The 21,615-nt window shown below is 61.9% G+C and carries 11 protein-coding genes and 1 pseudogene; 9 read left to right on the forward strand and 3 right to left on the reverse strand.

The window, feature by feature from the left end; translation table 11 throughout:
• Nucleotides 1-195 precede the first annotated feature (195 nt).
• The gene (locus TQ38_RS21115) at nt 196-3,351 is read right to left on the reverse strand and encodes a PAS domain-containing protein (RefSeq protein ID WP_082057832.1); all 3,156 of its coding nucleotides are present in this window, start codon (nt 3,349-3,351) and stop codon (nt 196-198) included.
• A 230-nt stretch (nt 3,352-3,581) separates the two neighbouring features.
• Between TQ38_RS21115 and TQ38_RS30655 the strand changes: the two genes are divergently transcribed.
• From TQ38_RS30655 to TQ38_RS21150, 8 genes and pseudogenes are all read left to right on the forward strand, one after another.
• Nucleotides 3,582-4,949, forward strand: a complete 1,368-nt coding sequence (locus TQ38_RS30655; protein WP_205316182.1) for a GAF domain-containing protein — start codon at nt 3,582-3,584, stop codon at nt 4,947-4,949.
• Nucleotides 4,870-6,030: an HWE histidine kinase domain-containing protein gene (locus TQ38_RS30660; RefSeq protein ID WP_255418001.1), complete on the forward strand. Its 1,161-nt coding sequence runs from the start codon at nt 4,870-4,872 to the stop codon at nt 6,028-6,030. Before TQ38_RS30655 ends, TQ38_RS30660 begins: the two co-directional genes overlap by 80 nt.
• A 444-nt stretch (nt 6,031-6,474) precedes the next feature.
• Nucleotides 6,475-7,235: pseudogene (locus tag TQ38_RS21125) on the forward strand (IS5 family transposase).
• A 75-nt stretch (nt 7,236-7,310) separates the two neighbouring features.
• Complete coding sequence (locus TQ38_RS21130) at nt 7,311-8,414, forward strand: IS630 family transposase (protein ID WP_043979022.1); 1,104 nt, start codon at nt 7,311-7,313, stop codon at nt 8,412-8,414.
• A 200-nt stretch (nt 8,415-8,614) separates the two neighbouring features.
• Nucleotides 8,615-9,529, forward strand: coding sequence for a dihydrodipicolinate synthase family protein (locus tag TQ38_RS21135; RefSeq protein ID WP_043979023.1), 915 nt, complete (start codon nt 8,615-8,617; stop codon nt 9,527-9,529).
• A 10-nt stretch (nt 9,530-9,539) separates the two neighbouring features.
• Nucleotides 9,540-10,538 carry a 4-hydroxyproline epimerase gene (locus tag TQ38_RS21140; RefSeq protein WP_113942018.1) on the forward strand — a complete coding sequence of 333 codons (999 nt, stop codon included), beginning with the start codon at nt 9,540-9,542 and terminating at the stop codon, nt 10,536-10,538.
• A gap of 73 nt (nt 10,539-10,611) precedes the next feature.
• Complete coding sequence (locus tag TQ38_RS21145; protein ID WP_082057909.1) at nt 10,612-12,885, forward strand: DPP IV N-terminal domain-containing protein; 2,274 nt, start codon at nt 10,612-10,614, stop codon at nt 12,883-12,885.
• A gap of 33 nt (nt 12,886-12,918) precedes the next feature.
• Nucleotides 12,919-16,032 (forward strand): glycoside hydrolase family 2 TIM barrel-domain containing protein, encoded by a 3,114-nt coding sequence (locus TQ38_RS21150; protein ID WP_052505942.1) that lies wholly within the window; start codon nt 12,919-12,921, stop codon nt 16,030-16,032.
• 117 nt (nt 16,033-16,149) lie between these two features.
• On the opposite strand, the gene TQ38_RS21155 is transcribed toward TQ38_RS21150, so the two are convergent.
• Entirely contained in the window at nt 16,150-19,074 is a 2,925-nt protein-coding gene (locus TQ38_RS21155) for a TonB-dependent receptor domain-containing protein (protein ID WP_043979124.1), read from the reverse strand.
• 634 nt (nt 19,075-19,708) lie between these two features.
• Between TQ38_RS21155 and TQ38_RS31515 the strand changes: the two genes are divergently transcribed.
• Nucleotides 19,709-19,906: a hypothetical protein gene (locus TQ38_RS31515; RefSeq protein ID WP_370059828.1), complete on the forward strand. Its 198-nt coding sequence runs from the start codon at nt 19,709-19,711 to the stop codon at nt 19,904-19,906.
• Nucleotides 19,907-19,987: 81 nt separating this feature from the next.
• Here TQ38_RS31515 and TQ38_RS21160 read toward each other — a convergent pair whose 3' ends face one another.
• A complete protein-coding gene (locus TQ38_RS21160) occupies nt 19,988-20,956 on the reverse strand; it encodes a magnesium and cobalt transport protein CorA (protein ID WP_043979027.1) in 969 nt (322 codons plus the stop codon).
• Nucleotides 20,957-21,615: the final 659 nt, after the last annotated feature.

A 21,615-nucleotide genomic window follows, 5' to 3' on the forward strand; every position in this document is an offset into this window, starting at 1 on the left:
GACCTTGTCACATATCGGAGTTAACGCTTTTCGTCCTGATCGCAGACGTGCCTGGGCGAAAGTCAGCTGCCCGATTTCGGCCCTCCATTCATTGCCTGCAAGTGGGACTTTGCAGTCTTTCCTCGCTTATCGTAAATCGTCAGTTTTTAGAGCGTAAGCCGCCGTTCACGCTTGTGCGGCGTGGAACAGTTCAAATCATGCTTGATCAGGACGACTAGTGGCGTGCGAGCCGGAGACCGTAGCGCTCTTGTCGGATATTTCTTCTGGCCCAACGTTTCCGACGGCCGCCGATACGGCTGCACTCAACGCTGCCATGCCGTAAGGCTTTGTCAAAATAATAGCGCCCGGTAGGTCATGCTCTACCGATGCGTCGCCCGTTGCAAACACGATGGCAATGCCCTCCCGCAGGGAGCGGGCTTTTGCGGCAAATTCGGGACCGGAGAGCCCTGGAAGGTTGACGTCCGTCACCAAACAATCGACGCGAACAGTCTGCAAGGCGGTCATCGCGTCTTCGGCATTGCCAGCGTCGACTACGACAAAACCGGCGGCCTGCAGCATGTCGGCAGTATTCATCCGGATCAGGTCATCATCTTCAACCAGCAGAACGGTGATCGACGCAGCAGTTGGTTGGGCTGCGGTCGAATCCGTGCCGGCAGCGCTAGCAGCGCCGTGATCGGTAAGGCCGCGCTGTTTCTGGTTGGCGAGTACATGACGGAACCTGCGTGCGAGTGCCTCACGCGTATAGGGTTTGGACAGCAATTCGACGCCCGCATCGAGTTTGCCGCCGTGAACGATGGAATTTTCGGTATAGCCCGACGTGAACAGGACCGCGATATTCGGAAGTCGTTCGCGCGCCTTGCGTGCGAGTTCGGGGCTCTTGAGGGTTCCCGGCATCACGACGTCGGTGAAAAGGATATCGATCGGCACCCCGCTCTCGATCACGTTCAATGCGCTCGCGGCGTCGACGGCCTTGAGAACGCTGTAACCCAGATCGGTCAGTGTCTCGACGACGGTGGCACGTACCTCGGCATCGTCTTCCACCACCAGCACGGTCTCGGTGCCACCGGTGATAGGACCGCTATCGACAATGACCTCGAAGTCCTCGGCCTGCATCGCGCGAGGCAGATAAAGCTTGACCGTCGTGCCTTCGCCAAGTTCGGAATAGATCTTCACGTGCCCGCCGGACTGCTTGACGAAACCATACACCATCGAGAGTCCAAGGCCCGATCCCTTGCCTTCACCCTTGGTCGAGAAGAATGGTTCGAAGACCTTCTCTCGGATCTCGGCGGTCATTCCAGAACCGGTGTCGGAGACAGCTAGCATCACATATTGCCCCGCGACCACCTCATCGTGTGTGGCAGCATAGTGGTCGTCGAGATGCGCATTCCCGACCTCGATCGTGAGCTTGCCCTGCCCCTCCATCGCATCGCGCGCATTGATGGCCAGATTCAGCAAAGCGTTCTCGATCTGGGCAGGATCGATGAACGTGTTCCAGAGGCCGCCGCCCACGACGGTCTCGATCTCCACAGCTTCCCCGATCGCCCGGCGGAGCATGTCGTCCATCCCCCGGATGATGCGCGTCACGTTTACGACTTTTGGCTCGAGCGCCTGGCGCCGGCCAAATGCAAGGAGCTGGGATGCAAGCTTGGCGCCGCGCGAGACGCCGGCCATGGCATTGGCCACGCGCCGCTCGGCACGGTCGTTGCCCGCTATGTCTTTCATCAGCAATTGGAGATTGCCGGAAACAACCTGCAACAAGTTATTGAAATCGTGGGCGACGCCCCCGGTCAGCTTGCCGACCGTTTCCATCTTCTGTGCCTGGGTCAGTTTGGCTTCGGCCTTGCGGCGCTCATCGATCTCGGTGATCACGCGCGCTTCGAGGTCTTCGTTCAGCAACTGAAGTTGCTCTTCGGCGCGCCGACGATGACGAGCCTCACGTGCGAGGTTGTCAGCCTGTTCGCGCAAGGTGGCTTCGGCGGCACGCTGATGCGTGATGTCCGTATGTACACCAACCCATTCGATAACCTGTCCGGCGTCATCGAGGAGGGGCAGCGCGCGGATCGCGAAGGTTCGCCACGTGCCGCAATGACGCCGCACCCGATGCTCGAACACGAACATAGACCTGGCCGACACCGCAGCGTTCCACGCCTCGATCGTTGCCGCCGTGTCGTCAGGATGGACAGCGTCAGCCCAGCCAAAGTTCTGATATTCGTCAATGGATTGCCCGGTCAGTTCGGCCCAACCGGCCTGCTCGCCAATCATCCGTCCATCCGGACTATTGGTCCATAGCACCCCGTGGACGGCATCCATCGCCGCCCGGAAGCGGCCATTGCTGACAACGAGCGCCGCTTCGCGTTGTGCGCGCTCCTCGATATCGATGGCCAGCACGTGCACGCCGTGGACCACTCCGGCATCGTCGATGTGGGGAATATACCGCAGTTCGCAGCGGCGGTTCTGGCCATCTTTGCGCGGGAGGATCGCTTCCGTCGAAAAGCTTTCTCCCGCCAGCGCCCGGGCGATCGAGGGCCGGCGATCCTCGTAGACCGCTTCTCCGACAACTGCGGCAACCGGCTTGCCGATGATAGTGTCGGGATGCGGCCCGAACCAGTCTTCGTAACAGGCATTGGCGAAACGGTAGACATGATCGCGGTCGACGTAGGAAACGAGTAGCGGCAGCGCGTCAGTGATCCGGCGCAGTTCGGCCTCGCTTTCTGCCAGGCGACGTTCCGCATCGACACGGCCACTGTTATCGACGATCGTGCACATCACGCCGCCGACCTGACCGTCTGTCTTATATACGGGGGTGTAGAACAGATCGAGGATCATCGTTTCCGGACCGTCGGGACGATGGAACTGGATTGGCTGATCGCGGTGCGCTACGATTTCGCCCCGCATGCCTGCTTCGAGGATCGGCCGGTTCCATTCCCAGACCTCGGGAAAGGCCTTGGCTACCGGTGTCCCGAGCGCAAGCGGATGGCGGTCCCCCGCGATAGCCCGATACCCGTCGTTGTAGAGCATGACGTGCTCCGCTCCCCACATCAGCACCTTGGCGACGGGAGAGTTGACGATGTTGGCGACGGTCGCCCTCAGTTCAGTAGGCCAAGACGCGCTATGCCCAAGGACGGTTGCCGTCCAATCGCGTTCGCCGATCAGGCGCCCACATTCTCCTCCGCCATGAGGCCAACCCTCGCTTACGCCAGCAAGGGCATTGTCCTGCCCGCGCAGGAGATCGAACGCCGCCGAGATGATTTCGTCGGAACTGCCATAGTCACCTGATTTGATACGCTTCTCGACGTAAGCGATCAGCTCTGGCGGGAGCGAAATAAGGCGGGGGGACGGGGACGTAGGCATGCCGATCTTTTGCTGGGGAAGCGAAGCGAGTCAATGATGCTGACCCGAGTATCTAACCGGGTCCTGCCGGTGCGACGTTACTGACGTGCACCGCAATGGGCTGGTTTCTTTGGCCGGGTGACAGGTTTGCAGATGGCCTCCCCCCGCTGGAATGGCGTTGCTGGTTTGGTCGACTTCCTCCAAAAACTTGGCTAGCGCATTGGCAAACCTCAACGATCGGCTTCGCATTCATGACCGTTGACCTGACAAATTGCGATCGCGAACCGATCCATATCCCTGGCAGCATTCAGCCTCATGGCGCGATGCTGGTATGCGATCCCACGACGACCCAGGTGGTGTATGCCTCGCAGACGGCCGAAGACCTCCTGGGCAAACGCAACTCGAGCCTTCACGGCCTGTCGCTCGCCGAGGTCCTGGGTGCGGATGCCGCCCACGATCTTCGCAATGCAGCTGCTAAGGCGGGTGGCTCGCACATGGCCGGCGTCCTGCTCGGCGTGTCACTTCCGAACCTCGATGTACCGATCGATGCGGTCATCCACCGGCACAAGGATTGGGTGTTCATCGAGATCGAGCCGACATCGATTCAATCCAGCGCCGCGAAAGACGCGTTGGATATGACACAAAACCTGGTCAGGCGGATCGGACTGGAATCGACCGTTGATGACATCGCCAGGATAGGTGCCCGGCTGATCCGCGGAATGCTGGGCTATGACAGGGTCATGGTTTATCGGTTCCTGCACAACGGCGCGGGCCGCGTCATTGCCGAAGCCAAGGCGAGCCACCTTGAAAGCTTCATGGGCCAGCATTTCCCTGCGTCCGACATTCCCTATCAGGCGCGCCGTCTGTATCTGGTGAACACCATCCGCATGATCGGCGACGTGAACTTCGCGCCCGTCCCGCTCGAGCCGCCGGTGAGGGATGGCGCCGAACCTGTCGACATGTCCTTCGCGCAGCTGCGCAGCGTGTCGCCCATACACTGCGAATACCTTCGAAACATGGGGGTTGCCGCATCGATGTCGATTTCGGTCGTTGTGGATGGCGAGTTGTGGGGCCTGATTTCCTGTCACCACGATACACCCAAGGTTGTGCCGATGCCGCTACGCGTCGGCGCGGAACTGTTCGCACAATACTTCTCCATGCAAATGGCGCTGGCCGAGCGACGCTCGGCTTTGGTCGCTGCGAACGAAGCCCGCGAGCGCCTCGGCATCATCGCCGGCGAAATCGCGCCGGGGGAGCCTCTCGACGAGGCGTTATCCCGGCATCTCGGCGAATTGAGCAGCCTCATCGCCAGTGACGGCGCCGGGGTGTCGATCAACGATAGCTGGACGGCAATCGGACGAACGCCGCCCCCTGATGACATCGTGGCCCTGGTGGAGAAAGTTCGATACCTCGCGGATGGCAACGTGTGGGCAACAACGGATCTCCGCGCCATCGGTGAACTGGTCGGCGATTATGGATCCGAGGTCGCAGGGGGGGCTGGCCATCCCGATCTCGTCAGTTTCGCGCGATTATCTGCTGCTGTTCCGCAGCGAAGAGGCATTCCAGGTGGAATGGGCCGGCGAGCCGGTCAAGCAAATCGTCAGTGGTCCCTTGGGTGACCGGCTCAGTCCTCGCGGCAGTTTTGACACGTGGCGCGAGGACGTACGCGGACAATCACGGCCTTGGAGCGACGCGGAAATGGCCGTCGCTGAGGCCATTCGCGCGTACCTGCGCGACGTGGTTCTTCGCTACAACGAAGCTACTGCAGACGAGCGAGACCGGACCGAGCAGCGGCGGCGGGTGCTGAATGACGAACTGAACCACCGGGTCAAGAATATCCTCTCGCTCGTCAAATCGATCGCCCGGCAAACGGGCGCGAACGCGGCCAGTGTGGAAGATTATGCGGCGTCGATGGAAGGAAGACTGCGTGCGCTGGCTTTTGCCCACGACCAGTCACTGGAAACGGGCAGCAGGGGCAATCTGGAAACACTTATCGAAGCGGAGGCCAGTCTCCACCGCTATGGAAGCGCAGCGGATCGCGTAAGTGCTCAGGGCCCCGCCATCGGCCTCTCCGAGCGGACCTTTGGCGTGGTGGCTCTGGTTGTCCATGAGCTGATGACCAATGCCGCCAAGTATGGCGCGCTTTCGAACGATACCGGCCATCTGGCGATCTCCTGGAAAATGACCGAGGGAGGTGATTGCTGTCTCGTCTGGCACGAGCACGGTGGGCCAAGAGTTTCGCCCCCTACTCGCACCGGTTTCGGAAGCAAGCTTATCCAGACCACCATGGGATACGATCTCGGCGGTTCGGCCGAGATTGACTACGACCCTTCGGGACTGAGGGTAAAACTGATCATTCCAGCCAGGCACCTTGGCCCCCATCGCAGCGGCGTCACTATGGCGCCCACCGAATCGCAATCCATTGGCGGCGTGGCGTTCCGCGACCTCGACGTACTGCTTGTCGAAGATCAGGCGCTGATCGCGATGGACACCGAAGAGATGCTCACGACGCTGGGCGCGAGCTCCGTGCGTCTGGCGGCCGATGTCGCGCAGGCAAAAATGAGATTGCCGTCGCTTTACCGGACTGCGCCGTCCTCGACTTCAGTCTGGGAGATGATACGTCTGCTGAAACTGCGGACATCCTGCTTTCAGCGGGTGTACCGTTCGTCTTCGCGACAGGCTATGGCGATAATGTTCTGATGCCTGACCGATTTCGGAGGATTCCGGTCGTCCGCAAGCCAGTCACAGGTACCGTATTGGCAGATCATATTCAGAAAGCTCAAGCGGATCTGGCAGTCTGACGCATGCTATCTCACCGCCGGTCGAAGCCCTCGATCGGCGCGGTGGCTAGGTGGCCTGCGGTAATTGGACCACAGGCATCCGCGACAATTTTTGAGATTCATTGAGGAAACTTTCACGCTAAGATAGTTATAAATGCAGCGGCTGCGCCCTCCAGTGATGCCGATCGAAGCTCTAGAAAGGGCGCTTGACGGTGTCGAGAATGACTATGCCCCCCGCCGGTCCGGGGAACCTGCCAACGATCTTCATGCTCGCGTAGCCGCACGATTTAGGGCGCAAACTCATAAAAGGGGTTGAGGTCATAACGGCCGCGTGATTCAGGTGCCTCCAGACATGGAGGGTTGAATGGCGCGTCGCCGGTATGAACTGTCGGATCGGGAGTGGGCGATTATCGAGCCCCTGCTGCCCAATAAACCCCGCGGCGTGCCCCGGGTCGATGATCGGCGGGTGCTCAACGGTATCATGTGGCGCTTTCGTTCAGGAGCACCTTGGGCGGAAATTCCCGAACGTTATGGGCCGCCGACCACGTGCTACAACCGGTTTGTCCGCTGGCGCAAAGCAGGGGTCTGGGATCGGCTGCTGGCGGCGGTTTCAGCGGGCTTCAACGGCGAACTGGTGATGATCGATTCCACCTGCGTGCGCGTCCACCAGCATGGTGCGACGGCAAAAAGGGGGGATCCAGCGATCATGGCATGGGACGTTCCAGGGGCGGCCTTACGACCAAACTCCACGCTCTTGTCGACGCTGATGGACGTCCTGTCGGCCTGAGGCTTACCGGCGGCCAGGTCCACGATGCTTGCGAGGCAGAGGCCTTGATCGAAGGCATTCCTGAAGGCGCTACATTGCTGGGCGACAAGGGCTACGACAGCAACGCCATCCGCGAGGCTGCGGCAGCTAGGAACGTCTGGGCCAACATTCCCAACCGATCCAACCGCAAGCAGCGCTACGGGTTTTCGTCATGGCTCTACCGCCAGCGCACTCTGGTCGAGCGCTTCTTCAGCCGGATCAAGCAGTTCCGGGGCATCGCTACCCGGTATGACAAGTATGCCGAAAACTATCTCGCCGCCGTCAAACTCATCTGCACCCGACTGTGGTGTGCTGCGTAATGAGTCTACGCCCTAGTCATCTGGAACTAAAGTAAGCTTCATTGTATGTTGTGTGCGCGACAAGAGGAGCGCAGCATGGCGAATGCGAGCGGACGGCCGACGGCACCGGTAGTTTTGGAGCCTGAAGAACGTGAGTATTTGGAGCGGCAGGTCCGTCGGCGGCGGGTATCCCGCTCGATATCGGAGCGGTGTCGGATCATCCTACGCTGCGCGGACGGCATCCAGAGCAAGGTCGTAGCGGCCGAGTTGGGAGTGCATGAGCACACCGTCGGCAAGTGGCGTCGGCGCTTTCTCAAGGATCGTGTCGAAGGGCTGCTGGACGAGGCTCGACCAGGCAGACCCAGAACGATAGCGGACGATCAGGTGGCGGCCGTGATCGAGCGGACGCTGCGTTCAAAGCCCGATGACGCAACCCACTGGTCGATCCGCTCGATGGCAGGAGAAACTGGCTTCTCACACACGACGATCCGACGCATCTGGACGGCCTTCGGACTTCAGCCGCACCGCTCGGAGACGTTCAAGCTGTCGAGCGATCCGCTGTTCGTCGACAAGGTCCGCGATATCGTCGGTCTGTATTTGTCGCCGCCCAACCGAGCGTTGGTGCTCAGCGTGGACGAGAAGAGCCAGATTCAAGCTCTCGATCGCGAGCAGCCGGTCCTACCGATGATGCCCGGCATGCCGGAGCGCCGCACGCACAGCTATGTCCGCCATGGCACGACCTCACTCTTCGCAGCGCTCGATATTGCCTCGGGCTTTGTCATCGGCAAATGCTACAAGCGGCACCGCGCCACCGAGTTTCTCGACTTCCTCAAACAGATCGACGCGCAGGTACCGCGCGACCTCGATGTCCACATCATCATGGACAATTACGCCACCCACAAGACCGCGTTGGTCCGGGCATGGCTCGCCCGCCGCCCGCACTACCATGTCCATTTCACGCCAACCTCGGCATCCTGGATCAACCAGGTCGAACGCTGGTTTGCCGAGCTTACCCGCAAGCAGTTGCGCCGCGGCGTTCATACCTCCACGAGCGAACTGGAGCAGGACATCCGAACCTTCATCGAACGCCACAATCAGAACCCAAAACCGTACCGATGGACAAAGTCGGCAGACGAGATCCTCGCCTCGGTCAAGCGCTTCTGCCAGACCGCAGAACGCACATTATGTGGCGAACTTTAGATTCAGATGACTAGTGCGAGCCAGATCCCCGGTCCGGCATGCATCATCGATCGTCTGCGCCCGTTATCCGGCGATTTCGACGATCCGCTGTTCCGAGCGTGGCCGAATTAACCTCGTGTGCAGGCGCAAACAAGAGCATTGATCGGTTAGAAATAATATCGTATACGATATCTCAAGCTAACGCATGATGGGACAATTTCATGGCAATCGGTTGGAAGGGTGTTTTCCCGGCAGTCACCACGCAGCTCCGCGCTGACCTGTCGATCGATATCGCGGACACCCAGCGCGTCGTCGACGATCTGATCCGCGACGGGGTGACCGGCGTGATCGCGCTCGGCACGGTGGGCGAAAACAACTCGCTGGAATATGACGAAAAGGTCCAGGTTCTCTCCGCCATCGTCGAAGTGGTGCACGGCCGCGTGCCGGTGATCACCGGCGTGTCGGAATACGACACGCGCCGCGCGGCGGGCTATGCGCAGGCCGCGGAAAAGGCCGGCGCGGACGGCCTGATGCTGCTGCCGCCGATGGTCTACGTGCCCAAGGCGCATGAACTTGTCGCTCACTTCAAGGGCGTTGCCGACCAGACCGGCCTGCCGATCATGCTCTACAACAACCCCCCGGCCTATCGCACCGTGATCGACCAGGAAGTTCTGACGCAGCTGATCGAGGTGCCGAACATCGTCGCGGTCAAGGAATCGGCCCCCGATACGCGCCGCTTTACCGATTTCCGCAATGCTTTTGGCGATCGCTATGTGCTGTTTGCAGGTCTCGACGACGTGGCGCTGGAAGGGTTGTACCTCGGCGCGCAGGGCTGGGTTTCGGGCCTTACCAACGCTTTCCCCAAGGAATCGGTGGAACTGGTTGCAGCGTTCGCGCGCGGCGACCATGCCAAGGCCATGGAAATCTACCGTTGGTTCATGCCGCTGCTGCACCTCGATGCCGAGCATGATCTTGTCCAGTCGATCAAGCTGGCAGAGGAAGTCATGGGCCGTGGTTCCGAGCGCGTACTGCCCCCGCGCTATTTGCTTCAGGGCGAGCGCCGCGCCGAAGTGATCGCGATGGTCGAAAAGGCCGCTGCTACCCGGCCGGATCTTTCCGTCGCAAAGGCAGCCTGAAGGAGCATCGATGCGGCACACATTCTTCTGCATCGACGGCCACACAGCCGGTAACCCCGTCCGCTTGATAGCGGGCGGGGTTCCGCTGTTGAAGGGCCCATCCATGTCCGAGCGGCGCCAGGATTTCCTGGAGCGTTTCGACTGGATCCGTACCGGCCTGTGCTTCGAACCGCGCGGCCACGATATGATGTCGGGCGGGTTCCTCTATCCGCCCACCGATGCCGCGAACGACATCGGCATCCTGTTTATCGAGACCAGCGGCTGCCTGCCCATGTGCGGCCACGGCACCATCGGCATCGTCACTTTCGGCTTGGAACACGGGCTGATCCAGCCCGCCACGCCGGGCCGCCTGCGGGTGGAAGTGCCGGCGGGCGTGATCGAGATCGCCTATGAAACCGAGGGGCCGAAGGTCACTTCGGTGCGCATCACCAACGTCCCCGCCTATGTCGCCGCGCGCGGTATCGAGGTGGACGTGGAGGGTATCGGCCCGCTCTCGATCGACGTGTCGTACGGCGGCAACTACTATGCCATCGTCGAGCCGCAGGGCGCCTATACCGGCCTTGACGATCTTGGCGCGGCGCGGATCATCGATCTCAGCGGCCGTGTCCGCGAGGCGGTTCGGGCTAAGTTCGAGCCGGTTCATCCGCTCGATCCCACGATCCGGGGTGTCAGCCATGTACTTTGGGCGGACAAGCCCAAACACGAAGGCGCCGATGGCCGCAATGCCGTGTTCTACGGCGACAAGGCGATCGACCGCAGCCCTTGCGGCACCGGCACCTCAGCGCGCCTGGCGCATCTGGCGGCGACGGGACGTCTGGCCGTGGGGGACAGCTTCGTGCACGAAAGCTACATCTGCAGCCGCTTTGTTGGCCGTGTGGAGAAATCGGTGATGCTGGGCGACCAGCCGGCGATCATCCCCTCGATCGAGGGTTCGGCGATCGCTACCGGGTTCAACACCATCTGGATCGACAAGGTCGATACCTTCTGGGAAGGCTTTCAGGTCAAATAACCGGGCGCCTGGGTGCCCCTATCGCCCGAGCCCCAGTGGTCCGGCTTTTTTCGTATCTCGAGGTAATTGTTCCATGCCGCGCCCGTTCCGCCGTTTCCAATTCGCCGGGGCCTTCGCGGCCTTTGGCGCGGTGCTCTTTGCTGCGACGGCGCAGGCCGCTCCCACACGCGAAGATATCGACCGCTCGGTCGGCCTGCGGGAAAGCTGGCAGTATCTTACCCGCGATGTCGCCTGGCCCGCTCGCTGGACACCGGATGGAAGCGCCTTCACGTATCGCAAGACGGTGGAAGGCGGCTTCACTTTCGAGACCGTCGATGCGCGCACGCTGGATAGGTCGCCGGCCTTCGATCAGGAGCGGCTTGCCCTCGCGCTGGGCAAGGCGCTGGGCCGCCCGGTTCAGGCGCTGCGCCTGCCGTTCGAGACGTTCGACTATGCCGGCGACCGCAAGACCATTGTCTTCTCGCTGGACGAGTCTGGTTGGCACTGCTCACTGGTCGAATATCGCTGCGAAGCGCAGGTGGACGCCAACCGGCCACGGGGGTTCGGCGTCGTGCGCGACCTGAGCGTTCCTGCCGACAACCACCCGCGCCAGTCGCCCGATGGCCGCCGGGAAGCGCTGGTAGAGGACGATAACCTGGTGGTGCGAAAGGCGGGCGGGGGCGATGCCGTTCGTCTCAGCAGCGATGGCTCGGCTGGCGATTTCTACGATCCCGAGACGATCGCTTGGTCGCCGGACAGCCGCCGGCTGATGATCTACCGCGTCCGCCCCGGATATTCCCGCCATGTCCTGCGGGTCGAGGCGGCGCCTGCGGGACAGGGGCAACCGGCGCTGCGCAGCCAGCTCTATCCCAAGCCCGGCGACGCGGTGGACCAGGAGCAACCCGTGCTGTTCGATGTCGCGAGCGGCCGGCAGACGGTCATCGATGCGGCGCTGTTCCCCAATGCCTACCAACTGTCTGCCCCGCGGTGGCGGCCCGACGGAAACAGCGCCGTGTTCGACTACGTGAAGCGCGGTTTCGGACAGGTGCGGATCATCGCCGTCGATGCCGTGACGGGCGTGGCCCATGCCGCCGTTACCGAGGACGCGAGCACGTTCGTCTATGCCGACCGCCGGTTCGCGCAGGACCTAGGGCCTGCCGGCAACGAGATCGTCTGGGAGTCCGAGCGCGACGGATGGAACCACCTCTACCTGATCGACGGCAGGTCCGGCCGCGTAAAAAACCGCATCACGCGGGGCAACTGGGTGGTACGCGACGTGGTCCGGGTGGACGAGAAGAAACGACAGGTCTGGTTCGCGGCCGGCGGTATGAACGCAGGGGAGGACCCCTACTTCCGACACTACTACCGCATAGATTTCGATGGCCGGAACCTGGCCCCGCTCACCCCGGAGCGTGCGGACCATGTCGCCAGCTTCTCGCCCGACATGACGCTTTTCATCGACAACTACTCGCGCGTAGACCTGCCTAACGTCAGCGAGCTGCGCCGCGCCGACAACGGTGCGCTGATTGCCTCGGTAACCAAAGGCGACATTAGCCGCCTGACCGCCGCCGGATTTCATGCGCCGGAAGTGTTCACCGCCAAGGGGCGCGACGGCACGACGGACATCTGGGGACTCGTCGTCCGACCGAGGAATTACGACCCCACCCGCAAGTATCCGGTGATCGAGAACATCTATGCTGGCCCACACGACAGTTTCGTGCCCAAGGGCTTCTGGCCTTTCGGCTACCATTCGGGCGGCGACAAGGTGATCGGCATGCAGGCGCTGGCGGACCTGGGCTTCATCGTCGTACAGATCGACGGCATGGGCACGGCAAACCGCTCCAAGGCGTTTCAGGACGTGGCGTGGAAGAACCTCCAGGATTCCGGCTTCCCGGACCGCATCGCCTGGCACCGTGCGCTCGCCGCCAGGGATCCTGCCTACGACATCGGCCGCGTCGGCATCTACGGCGCCTCGGCGGGCGGTCAGAGTACGCTCAACGCGCTGCTGTTTCACAGCGATTTCTACAAGGCGGGCGTCGCCTATGCGGGTTGCTACGACAATCGCATGGACAAGATCAGCTGGAACGAACAGTGGCTCGGCTGGCCGGTCGACGCCAGCTATTCTTCCGCTTCGGGGGTAGACAATGCGGCGCGCTTGCGGGGCAAACTATTCCTCATCGTAGGCGAGCAGGACAGCAACGTAGACCCCGCCTCGACGATGCAGGTGGCCGATGCGCTTATCAAGGCGGACAAGGATTTCGACCTGCTGGTCGTGCCTGGCGGCGAGCACAGCGTCGGCCGCTCCACCGGTCCGATCGACTACGTGACGCGCCGCCAGTTCGAATTCTTCGTTCGGGCACTCCAGTGAAGGCGCCCTGACGGAATTGCAGGAGAGGGACACATGCGCATCACTCAACGCAGCGGCATCGCGGCATTCGCGGCCGCCCTGCTTGGTTCCACCAGTATCCTCGCCGGCGAGCCACCGGCGGAATGGGAGGAGCCCAAGGTGGTACGCCAGGGCGCCGAACCGATGCACGCAACGTTCGACGGGTTCGAGACGCGGGCCGGGGCTTTGTCCCGTGATACTGCGAAATCGCGTTACCATCTCTCGCTCGATGGCGATTGGAAATTCCGGCTTTCCCCCAACCCGGAAAGCAGGCCGACAGGCTTCCAGCGCCCCGATTTCGACGTAAGCGGGTGGGGGAAGATGAAGGTCCCTGGCATCCTGCAAGCCGAAGGGTATGGCCGCGCAGTCTTCGTGGGCAGCGGCTATTCCTTCCCACGAAACCAACCTAATATTGCGCATGAAATCAACGAAGTAGGCTCCTATCGCCGCGAGTTCAACGTGCCCGCCCACTTCGCAGGCCGCCGCCTGCTGCTGACGGTCGGTGCGGCGGGAGCGGCTTACTATATCTGGGTCAACGGCAAGCGTGTTGGTTATTCCGAGGACTCCAAGCTTCCGACCGAGTTCGACATCACCGCCCATGCCCATCCCGGTCGAAATACAGTGGCCATCGAGCTTTATCGGTTTGCGGATGGCAGCTACCTCGAGGACCAGGACTTCTGGCGCGTCAACGGCATCGAGCGCAGCGTGACGATCTACGCCGCGCCGGCCACTCATATCCGGGACCTCGTCATTGATGCCGGGCTGGAGAATGGCTACCGCGACGGTCGCCTTGGGGTGGAGGTCAGCCTCGCCGGCAAGCCCACCGCAGTGCGCGTCCGCGCGACGCTGCTCGAAGGCAAGCGGGCGGTGCTCGTTCGCGAAAGCGCGCCAGCTGGGATGGCCGCTTCGCTCAGCGCCAGCCTACCTGGCGTGCGAACTTGGACGGCGGAGGAGCCGAACCTCTACACGCTGCTGGTGGAACTCCTCGACGAAAGGGGCAAAATCGTCGAGGCCACTAGCCGCCGCATTGGCTTCCGCACTGTCGAGATCGAAGGCGGCGAAGTGCGCGTGAATGGCAAGCGCATCATGATCCGCGGCGTCAACCGGCACGAGCATGATCCTAAAACCTTCCGCGTGGTTTCCGAAGCGACTATGCGCCGAGACATCGAGCTGATGAAGGCCGCCAACGTCAACGCGGTGCGTACATCGCACTATCCCAACGACCCGCGCTGGTACGACCTCGCGGACCAATACGGCCTCTACGTCATGGACGAGGCGAACATCGAGAGCCACGGCTACCTCGGCCTCTCGCAGGAGCATGGCAACGACCCGTCCTACCTACTCGGCAACGATCCCCAATGGCGCGAAGCTCACCTCGACCGCGTCCGACGCATGGTCGAGCGCGACCGCAACCACCCCTCGATCATCTTCTGGTCGCTGGGCAACGAGACCGGCATCGGCACTAGCTTCGAGGCGGCGGCGAAGTGGGTCAAGGCGAGCGACCCCTCGCGCCTCGTCAGCTTCCTGGGCTGGAGCATGAGCAATTGGCGTCACCCGGTGAACCCCTATGTCGACATCTTCGCACCGATGTACGACGACGTGCCCAAGATGATCGACTACGCCAAGGACCCGGCGTTCACCCAGCCGCTGATCCTGTGCGAATATGCCCACGCCATGGGCAACAGCCTGGGTGACCTGGAAAGTTATTGGGAGGCGATGCGCCGCTTTCCCAAGCTGCAGGGTGGCTTCATCTGGGACTGGGTGGATCAAACCATTCTGCTGAAGGACAAGGATGGGCGGCCGTACTGGGGGCAAGGGCCGGACTTCGATCCCGACCCGGCCGGTCCCGGCGTCCACGGCGACGACAGTCCGGTGGGCGACGGCGTGATCCAGTCGGACCGCACCCCGGACCCCGAGTATTACGAACTCGCCAAGGTGCAGGCGCCGATCGCCTTCAGGCACGATGGGCTGGGTTACCGCGTGGTCAACCGCCACGACCATATCGACCTGTCCCGCTTTACGCTGGACTGGACGGTCATGGAGAACGGCGTCCCTGCCGTCCATGGCAGCCTGCCGATGCCGCAGGTCGCACCGGGCGCGAGCGCGGCGCTACCCGTGCCGGTCCCCACTTCCAAGAACGCGTCGGCGGAACGTATCCTTGTGCTGCGTGCGCGAGCCACCGCAGGCGCGGTTCCCACGCAGCCGGCCGGCCACGTGGTGGGTTGGGAGCAGTTCGTACTGTCCGACCCCGTTCCTGTCGTCGCCCAACGGGCTGATGTGATGCCGGTCGAAACATCCGCGACGATGCGGTTTGCCGCTGACAACGCAGTCCTGGAGATCGACCGCGAGACTGGTCTAGTCCGGCGTTACGAGCGCGGCGGAAAGCTGCTGCTGAGCGGCGGCGCACCCAACTTCTGGCGCGCACCGACAGACAACGACGTCGGCGCGGGCGTGCCCAAAAGCCATGCCATGTGGCAGCAATTCTCCGAACACCGCCGCGTCGAGACGATCGAGCGCGACGGCAATGCCATCGTGGTGCGCCACGACATGGGCGTGGGCTCGGTCAAGGTTGAGACGCGCTGGACGATGGCGGCGGACGGCACCGTGAGCGTCACCGTGCGCTTCGAGCCGCTGCGCGATACATTGCCAGACCCGCTACGCGTGGGCCTTGCCTTTGAGACACCTGCAATGCTTGACCGTGTGCGCTGGTACGGGCGCGGTCCGCAGGAGACTTATGCCGACCGCAGGACCGCCGGGCTGATCGCGCAATGGGGCGGGACCCTTGCCGCGCAGTACCACGATTATGCTCGGCCACAGGAATCCGGCAACAAAACCGACGTGCGCTGGATCGAACTGACTGGCGGCAATGCCGGCCTGCGCGTCACCGGTGCGCAGCCGCTTTCGGTTAACGCGCTTGCCTTTCCGTATGCTGACCTTGCGATGAAGCCGCCGGGGCGGGCGCATAGCTCGGATATCCAGCCGCATGGCAATGGCACGCTGCTGATCGATGCGGCGCAAGCCGGCGTGGGCGGTGATACCGGCTGGAATCTGGATGGCCGCGCGCACATGCCCTACCGCATTGCGCTGAAGCCGCTCATCTGGTCCTTCACGATCGGGCGTCCTGACTGAGCTTCCCGGCCGACCCTCGCCCCAAAAGAAAAAAAGGCCCGCCCGGTCGCATGACCGGACGGGCCTCATCCTAGGGATGGCGGCCTCGGGGGGCAGGCCGCCTGTCCCTCCTGCGGATCAGAAGTTGACGGTGGCGCCCACGAAGATCGTGCGCCCCAGCGCGTCGTAGACGCCGGGATAGGTGTTGCCGTTGCCGAACAGCTGCAGCAGCCCGGCGGACAGGGCCGGCGGGTCCTTGTCGAGCATGTTGTTGACCCCGGCGCGCAGCGTTAGGCGCTTGTCGATGACTTGAGTCAGCGACAGGTCGAAGTAGTCGTAGGCCTTGATCTTGCTGTTCACCACGGTTTCAGGGGCGCTCAGCAGCGGGTTGTCGGTCAGGCTGGAAAGTCTGGTGCCGCCGATGTGGCGCCACGACAGCGAGACGGTTGTATCGCTCGGGGCCATCCACGACAGGCGCGCGACATGGCGCCATTCGGGCGAGGGCTGGCCGCAGGTATAGCCGAACAGGCCCTTGCAGTCATATGAGCCCAGGCCCGGAACCGGCTGCGCGACCTGCTCTATCAGGTAGGTGCCGACCATGTTGAGGTTGATGCTGCCCAGGTTGCCGACGTCGAATGAGTAGTCGGCGTTGACGTCGATGCCCGACGTCTTGAGGAAGCCGGTGTTTAGCGTGGTTGAGACTATGTAGCCCGCGTTCTGCCCGAACAGGGCGCCCGAACGGGCATCGCGCCTGAACAAGCCGCAGAAGTACGGATCACCGGTTTCCTGGCACTGGCCGATGATGAGCGACGGCGCGATCGAGCCGATGTAGTCCTTCACCTTGATGTTGTAATAGTCGATCGAGAGCGAGAAGCGGCGCAGGGCCCGGGGGGTGATGACCAAGCCCGCCGTCCAGGTGTCCGCGGTCTCTGGTTTGAGCGCGACGTTGCCGCCGCCTAGCGCCGAGCATGTGGCTGCCGGGCACTCGACGATGCGGCCGTACTGCGCCGCGGTCACGCCGGTGAGCTGGCAGGTTTCCAGCGAGGCGGCGGGGTTGGCGCCCGCGCAGGGGTCCTGCGCGGCCACGTTGCCAACCGACTGCGAGGCGAACAGCTCCGCCACGTTGGGCGCGCGGATGGCGCGGTTGTAGCTGGCGCGGATACGAAGGTCGTCGACCGGCTGCCAGGAAACCTCGCCCTTGTAGGTCCACACGTTATAGCTGGAGCTGAAGCCGGAGGAGGCCTGCTTGTTGTCGTAAGCCGAATAGCGCACGCCTGCGTTGATCGTCAGAGAGCGGAAGAAGGGCTTGTCCTCGATCAGCGGGATCTCGATCTCGCCGTATCCTTCGGTCACGCTGATGACGCCGTCGGCGTTGGTCGCGCCGCCCTGCTGCGCGATGTCGTCCGCTGAGAACTTGAGCGTCTCGCGGCGATGCTCTGCGCCCAGCGCAATGCCCACACCGCGTGTGGCCCAAGGCAGGGTGACGCCCATCTGGCCCAGGTCGCCGCTGAGCGAGCCCGAGAACACTTTGAGGGAGTTGCGCGAGGAGGTGTTGCTTGGCGAAAACAGGTACGCGCCCTGTTCGGCAGTAACGCCGCCTGCCTGGAAGACGTTGACCGGGATGCAGCTCGGGTCGGTGCCATCGAGGACCGAGCGGCAGGTCGGCACGCCGTTGACACTGATCGCGTTGAGCGCGCGGGCGGCTTTCACCCCGTCGACGTTGTTAAGATAGGTCTCGTCGAAACGCACCAGCGAGTAGAGGTAGCTGGCGTCGTAGCTGAACCCGCTGCCAAGATCGCCGCGAACGCCGGCGGAATAGCGGTAGTCGTTGAATTTTAGGTCGTCGCGGCGCGGCGCAAGCGACATGCGGTAGCCGACCAGCGCGTCCGCGGTAGCGTCGCTGCCTGCGTCCGATCCGCAGATCGCCTGAAGCTGACCGGCGCTGGCGTAAGGGTTGTTGCACGAGATCGGGAACGCTTCGCCCAAGAAGATCGCCGAGGGCGCCACCTGCGAGAAGGTGTGATCGCGCATGTACATGAAGCTGCCGTAGACTTCGGCGGCCTTGCTGATCTCGAAGTGCGCGAAGCCACCTGCTGTGATGCGCTCGTCGGAGCGCTGGAAGTAGCTGTCGGGCGCGTAGTTGTAGGCGTAGGAATTGTCGTAGGGTACGAAATTCTGGGAGCCGTCCCGGTTGTTGATCAGGGTCTGGCCCTGAAACGTGCTTTTATCGGACAGCGGCACGAATGAGCCGAACGGCGTATTGCTCGAACCGCCGCAGAACAGTTCTGTACCCTCGTTCTGGTCCTGCAGGGCGCAGGACGAAACGTCCCGGCTCGACTGGCGAACCGGGCTGAACTTGCGGTAACCGCCGTAGACGGTGATGTTGGCCCGCCCATCCGCAAAGTTCTTACCCGCTGAAACCGTGATGTCCTGCTTGCCGCCGTCGGCCACCGACGACGGCGCGAGCTCGTAACCTTTTGCGGTAAGCAGGCTGCGCACCGCGCCGTTGTTGTTCTCATGCTGGGAGAAGCCGGTCTGCATGTCGATGCGCAGGCCATCAAGGTCCTTCTTGAGGACGAAGTTGACTACGCCTGAAAGTGCGTCCGAACCGTACACCGCCGATGCGCCGCCGGACATGACGTCGACGCGCTCGACCAGGCTGCTGGGAAGCAGGTTCAGGTTCACCGCCTGTGAAGGCATCAGGCGCTGTCCATCGACTAGCACCAGCACGCGATTCGAGCCGAGGTTGCGCAAGTTGATTTTTGAGGTGCCGTCCGAACCGTTGGATACGTTCTCGTTTGCGTCGGCGGTGAACTGAGGCAGGCGGTTGAGCACCTGCTCCACCGTCGTGGCGCCCTGATAGCGAAATTCTTCTGCGCCGACGATCGTCTGCGGACTGTTGCTGGCAAGGTCCGGGCGCTTGATGCGCGTCCCAGTGACGACGATATCATTGGCGGGGCTTTCCGCCCCACCGGCGGCGGGCGCTTCCTGCGCCTGCGCCGTCCCAGCGATGAGCGCGGCCAAAGCTACCGCGCCGTACAATTTTCCGTGGTGACCCCTCATGGCCTTGGCTCCCTTTTTTGACTGCGCCAAGAATGCGTCACATTTCAAAACAAGTCAAATACCGTATACGAAATACGGTGTTCGATTTTTGCGATGGAGCTTCCCATTGAGATCGTATGATTTTTTGTTTGATGCCGATCACTTTTGAGCGTCCCGGCGCTAAAAAACGGCTCTCCGCGACAATTTCTGCCGCCGGGTTTTGGATAGTTTCTGGTTCGGGGGCGTTCCTGGGGGACTGACGGAAACCTGTTGATTGCCACTGAGTCGTGAACCTAGGCGCCTTAAAGTTTCGACTGAGAATTGACCCATGCTTCCTCCCCGTCAGGCTTCCACTCGGAAGGTCTCGGAGTGATCGACATGGACTTACAGTGCGATCAACTCCTTCACGGATCAGAGACGGCACATTGGCCGTAATTGGAAGTTAGGTTGAATGTGCGGATGCAAGAGGCAAGCTAGTGGACAAAGTCTGACAGAAGAGACCGTTACGGGAAGCCGGCAGATGCGGATTGCGCGAGGCTGATTGGATGCGCAGTGGTATCTCGATCAGCCTTTCCTCGTCCGACACAGATCGGCGTAATGGGATTATCAAGCGCCGCAATGCGGCGCGCAGACGCACGCGTGCCACGCCGAGATCGTGCGGTTGCCGAGCGACCGTGGCGGCACCAACAAGATCATGCGGCGAATGGGGACATCGAAGACATGCGTATGGCGATGGCAGGAGCACGTTATGCGAGAAGGGGTTGGAGGGCTCCCCCGCAACAAGACCCGCTTATCCCAGATCCAGCCCTTGGCTCCAAAGCTGACCGAACGGGTCGTTGCTCGGACGCTCTAATATCCGCCCGGCGAAACGCTGCACTGGACGGCGCTGATCATGGCGACGAAAGTTGGTAGCAGCGTCAGCGCGTGGCCAAAATCAAAGCCATTTCAGCTTCCTGAAGCGGGTGTAAAGCAGCAGGCAGATGCAGCTGATGATTACCAGGACGACGTAGTAACCGTAACGCGTCTCAAGTTCGGGCATGTTCTTGAAATTCATCCCGTAGATACCAGCGATGGCGGTCGGCACGGCCAGGATGGCCGCCCATGCCGCGAGCTGGCGGGTGATGGCGCCGGTCCGCTGCTGCTCCAAAAGATTGCTGAACTCGAAGACAGAGTTGAGAATTTCCTTGAGCCCGTCTGCCATGGCCTGGACACGACGGACGTGGTCGTTGACGTCACTGAAATAGGGCCGCGCATCCTGATCAATGCAAGGCAGGTCTGCCCTGACGAACTTGGCGGCCACTTCGCCCATCGGAATCAACACGCGCTGAAAGCGGATAATCTCGCGTCGCAGGCTGAAGATACGGATGACCTCGTCGCGCCCCAGGAAACTGTCGACCGTGCGCCGCTCCATCGCCAGGGTGTCTTCTTCGATCGTCTCGATAATCGGCAAGTAGCCGTCTACGACGTAGTCGAGGATGGCGTGGAGGACGTAGTCTACGCCTTTCTGCAGCATGCCGGGGTCCTGCTCGAGCTGGCCTCGCAACCTAGTAAACTCGCGTTCATGACCATGACGGACGGTGATGATGTGGCTATGCCCGACGAAAATCGAAACCTCGCCATAGTGGATTTTGTCACCGACGAGTTCGGCTGTCCGCGCCGTCACGAACAGCTGATCGCGGTAGACATCGACCTTTGGTATTTGCTTGCCGGTGATCGCATCCTCGACGGCCAGAGGGTGCAGCCCATACTGCTGCTGCAGCGAGCGTAAATCATCGGGGGTCGGATCGAGCAGACCGATCCAGACGAATTCCGACCGGTCGTCGGGACAATGGACCTTTTCAGCCACATCGATGTCCCGCACACGCTGGCCATTCCGATAGAGAACCGCAGCAACCACACTCATCATTTCCCTCCTCTACCGGTGTTCGCGCGGCAGAGCAGAAGCGCAGATCGCGGCGGTTTGCTCCCTGCATAATGGGCACGGCCTTCGTTCGCGACAAGTTCGAGAAGTATGCCAGAGCTGAACCGGACGGGTCCGGGGGCCCGTGCGCTTGAAAGGCAGATCGGTCTGAAGCGAGCAGATCCGCCATACTTGAAATGCTCAGCCCCCGGGAATTCGCTTTCTAGTGGCCTGCCCCCCGAAAGATTACTCATTCTGATGTATAGTCTGCCCACCAGAAGGAGCAGAGGCATGAGGAAGAGCCATTTTACCGAGGCGCAGATCAAGGAGCAGGAGCCTTGGATGCCGACTGTCGAGATTTGCCGTCAACGCATAGGGTGCTGGGTCCTAATAACGCCAACAGCATTTTCCCCCTTTTTCTTTGAGCTGTGGTCAAGCCAAACGAAAATGGACGGCGCATCCAGCGAAGGGCGATAAACCACGCACTCAAGGAACGATGGCCCCGCGCCCGGCGGCAACAATGAATACCCGCCCAGGCATTTAACCATTCGGATATCGCCATGCCCTGCCCAGCGCACCTTCATCCCGTGACAGGGACCTCCATGAAGCAAAATTGGATCTCGTTTCACTGGACCTCTCGCACTAAATTCCACTTAAGTTGA

The organism is Novosphingobium sp. P6W (genome assembly GCF_000876675.2).
Lineage (GTDB): Bacteria > Pseudomonadota > Alphaproteobacteria > Sphingomonadales > Sphingomonadaceae > Novosphingobium.

Bases quoted from the DNA above. Each gene is read 5' to 3' on its own strand.
- TQ38_RS21115 (WP_082057832.1), bottom strand. From the start codon at position 3,351: ATGCCTACGTCCCCGTCCCCCCGCCTTATTTCGCTCCCGCCAGAGCTG.
- TQ38_RS30655 (WP_205316182.1), top strand. From the start codon at position 3,582: ATGACCGTTGACCTGACAAATTGCGATCGCGAACCGATCCATATCCCT.
- TQ38_RS21130 (WP_043979022.1), top strand. From the start codon at position 7,311: ATGGCGAATGCGAGCGGACGGCCGACGGCACCGGTAGTTTTGGAGCCT.
- TQ38_RS21135 (WP_043979023.1), top strand. From the start codon at position 8,615: ATGGCAATCGGTTGGAAGGGTGTTTTCCCGGCAGTCACCACGCAGCTC.
- TQ38_RS21140 (WP_113942018.1), top strand. From the start codon at position 9,540: ATGCGGCACACATTCTTCTGCATCGACGGCCACACAGCCGGTAACCCC.
- TQ38_RS21145 (WP_082057909.1), top strand. From the start codon at position 10,612: ATGCCGCGCCCGTTCCGCCGTTTCCAATTCGCCGGGGCCTTCGCGGCC.
- TQ38_RS21150 (WP_052505942.1), top strand. From the start codon at position 12,919: ATGCGCATCACTCAACGCAGCGGCATCGCGGCATTCGCGGCCGCCCTG.
- TQ38_RS21155 (WP_043979124.1), bottom strand. From the start codon at position 19,074: ATGAGGGGTCACCACGGAAAATTGTACGGCGCGGTAGCTTTGGCCGCG.
- TQ38_RS21160 (WP_043979027.1), bottom strand. From the start codon at position 20,956: ATGAGTGTGGTTGCTGCGGTTCTCTATCGGAATGGCCAGCGTGTGCGG.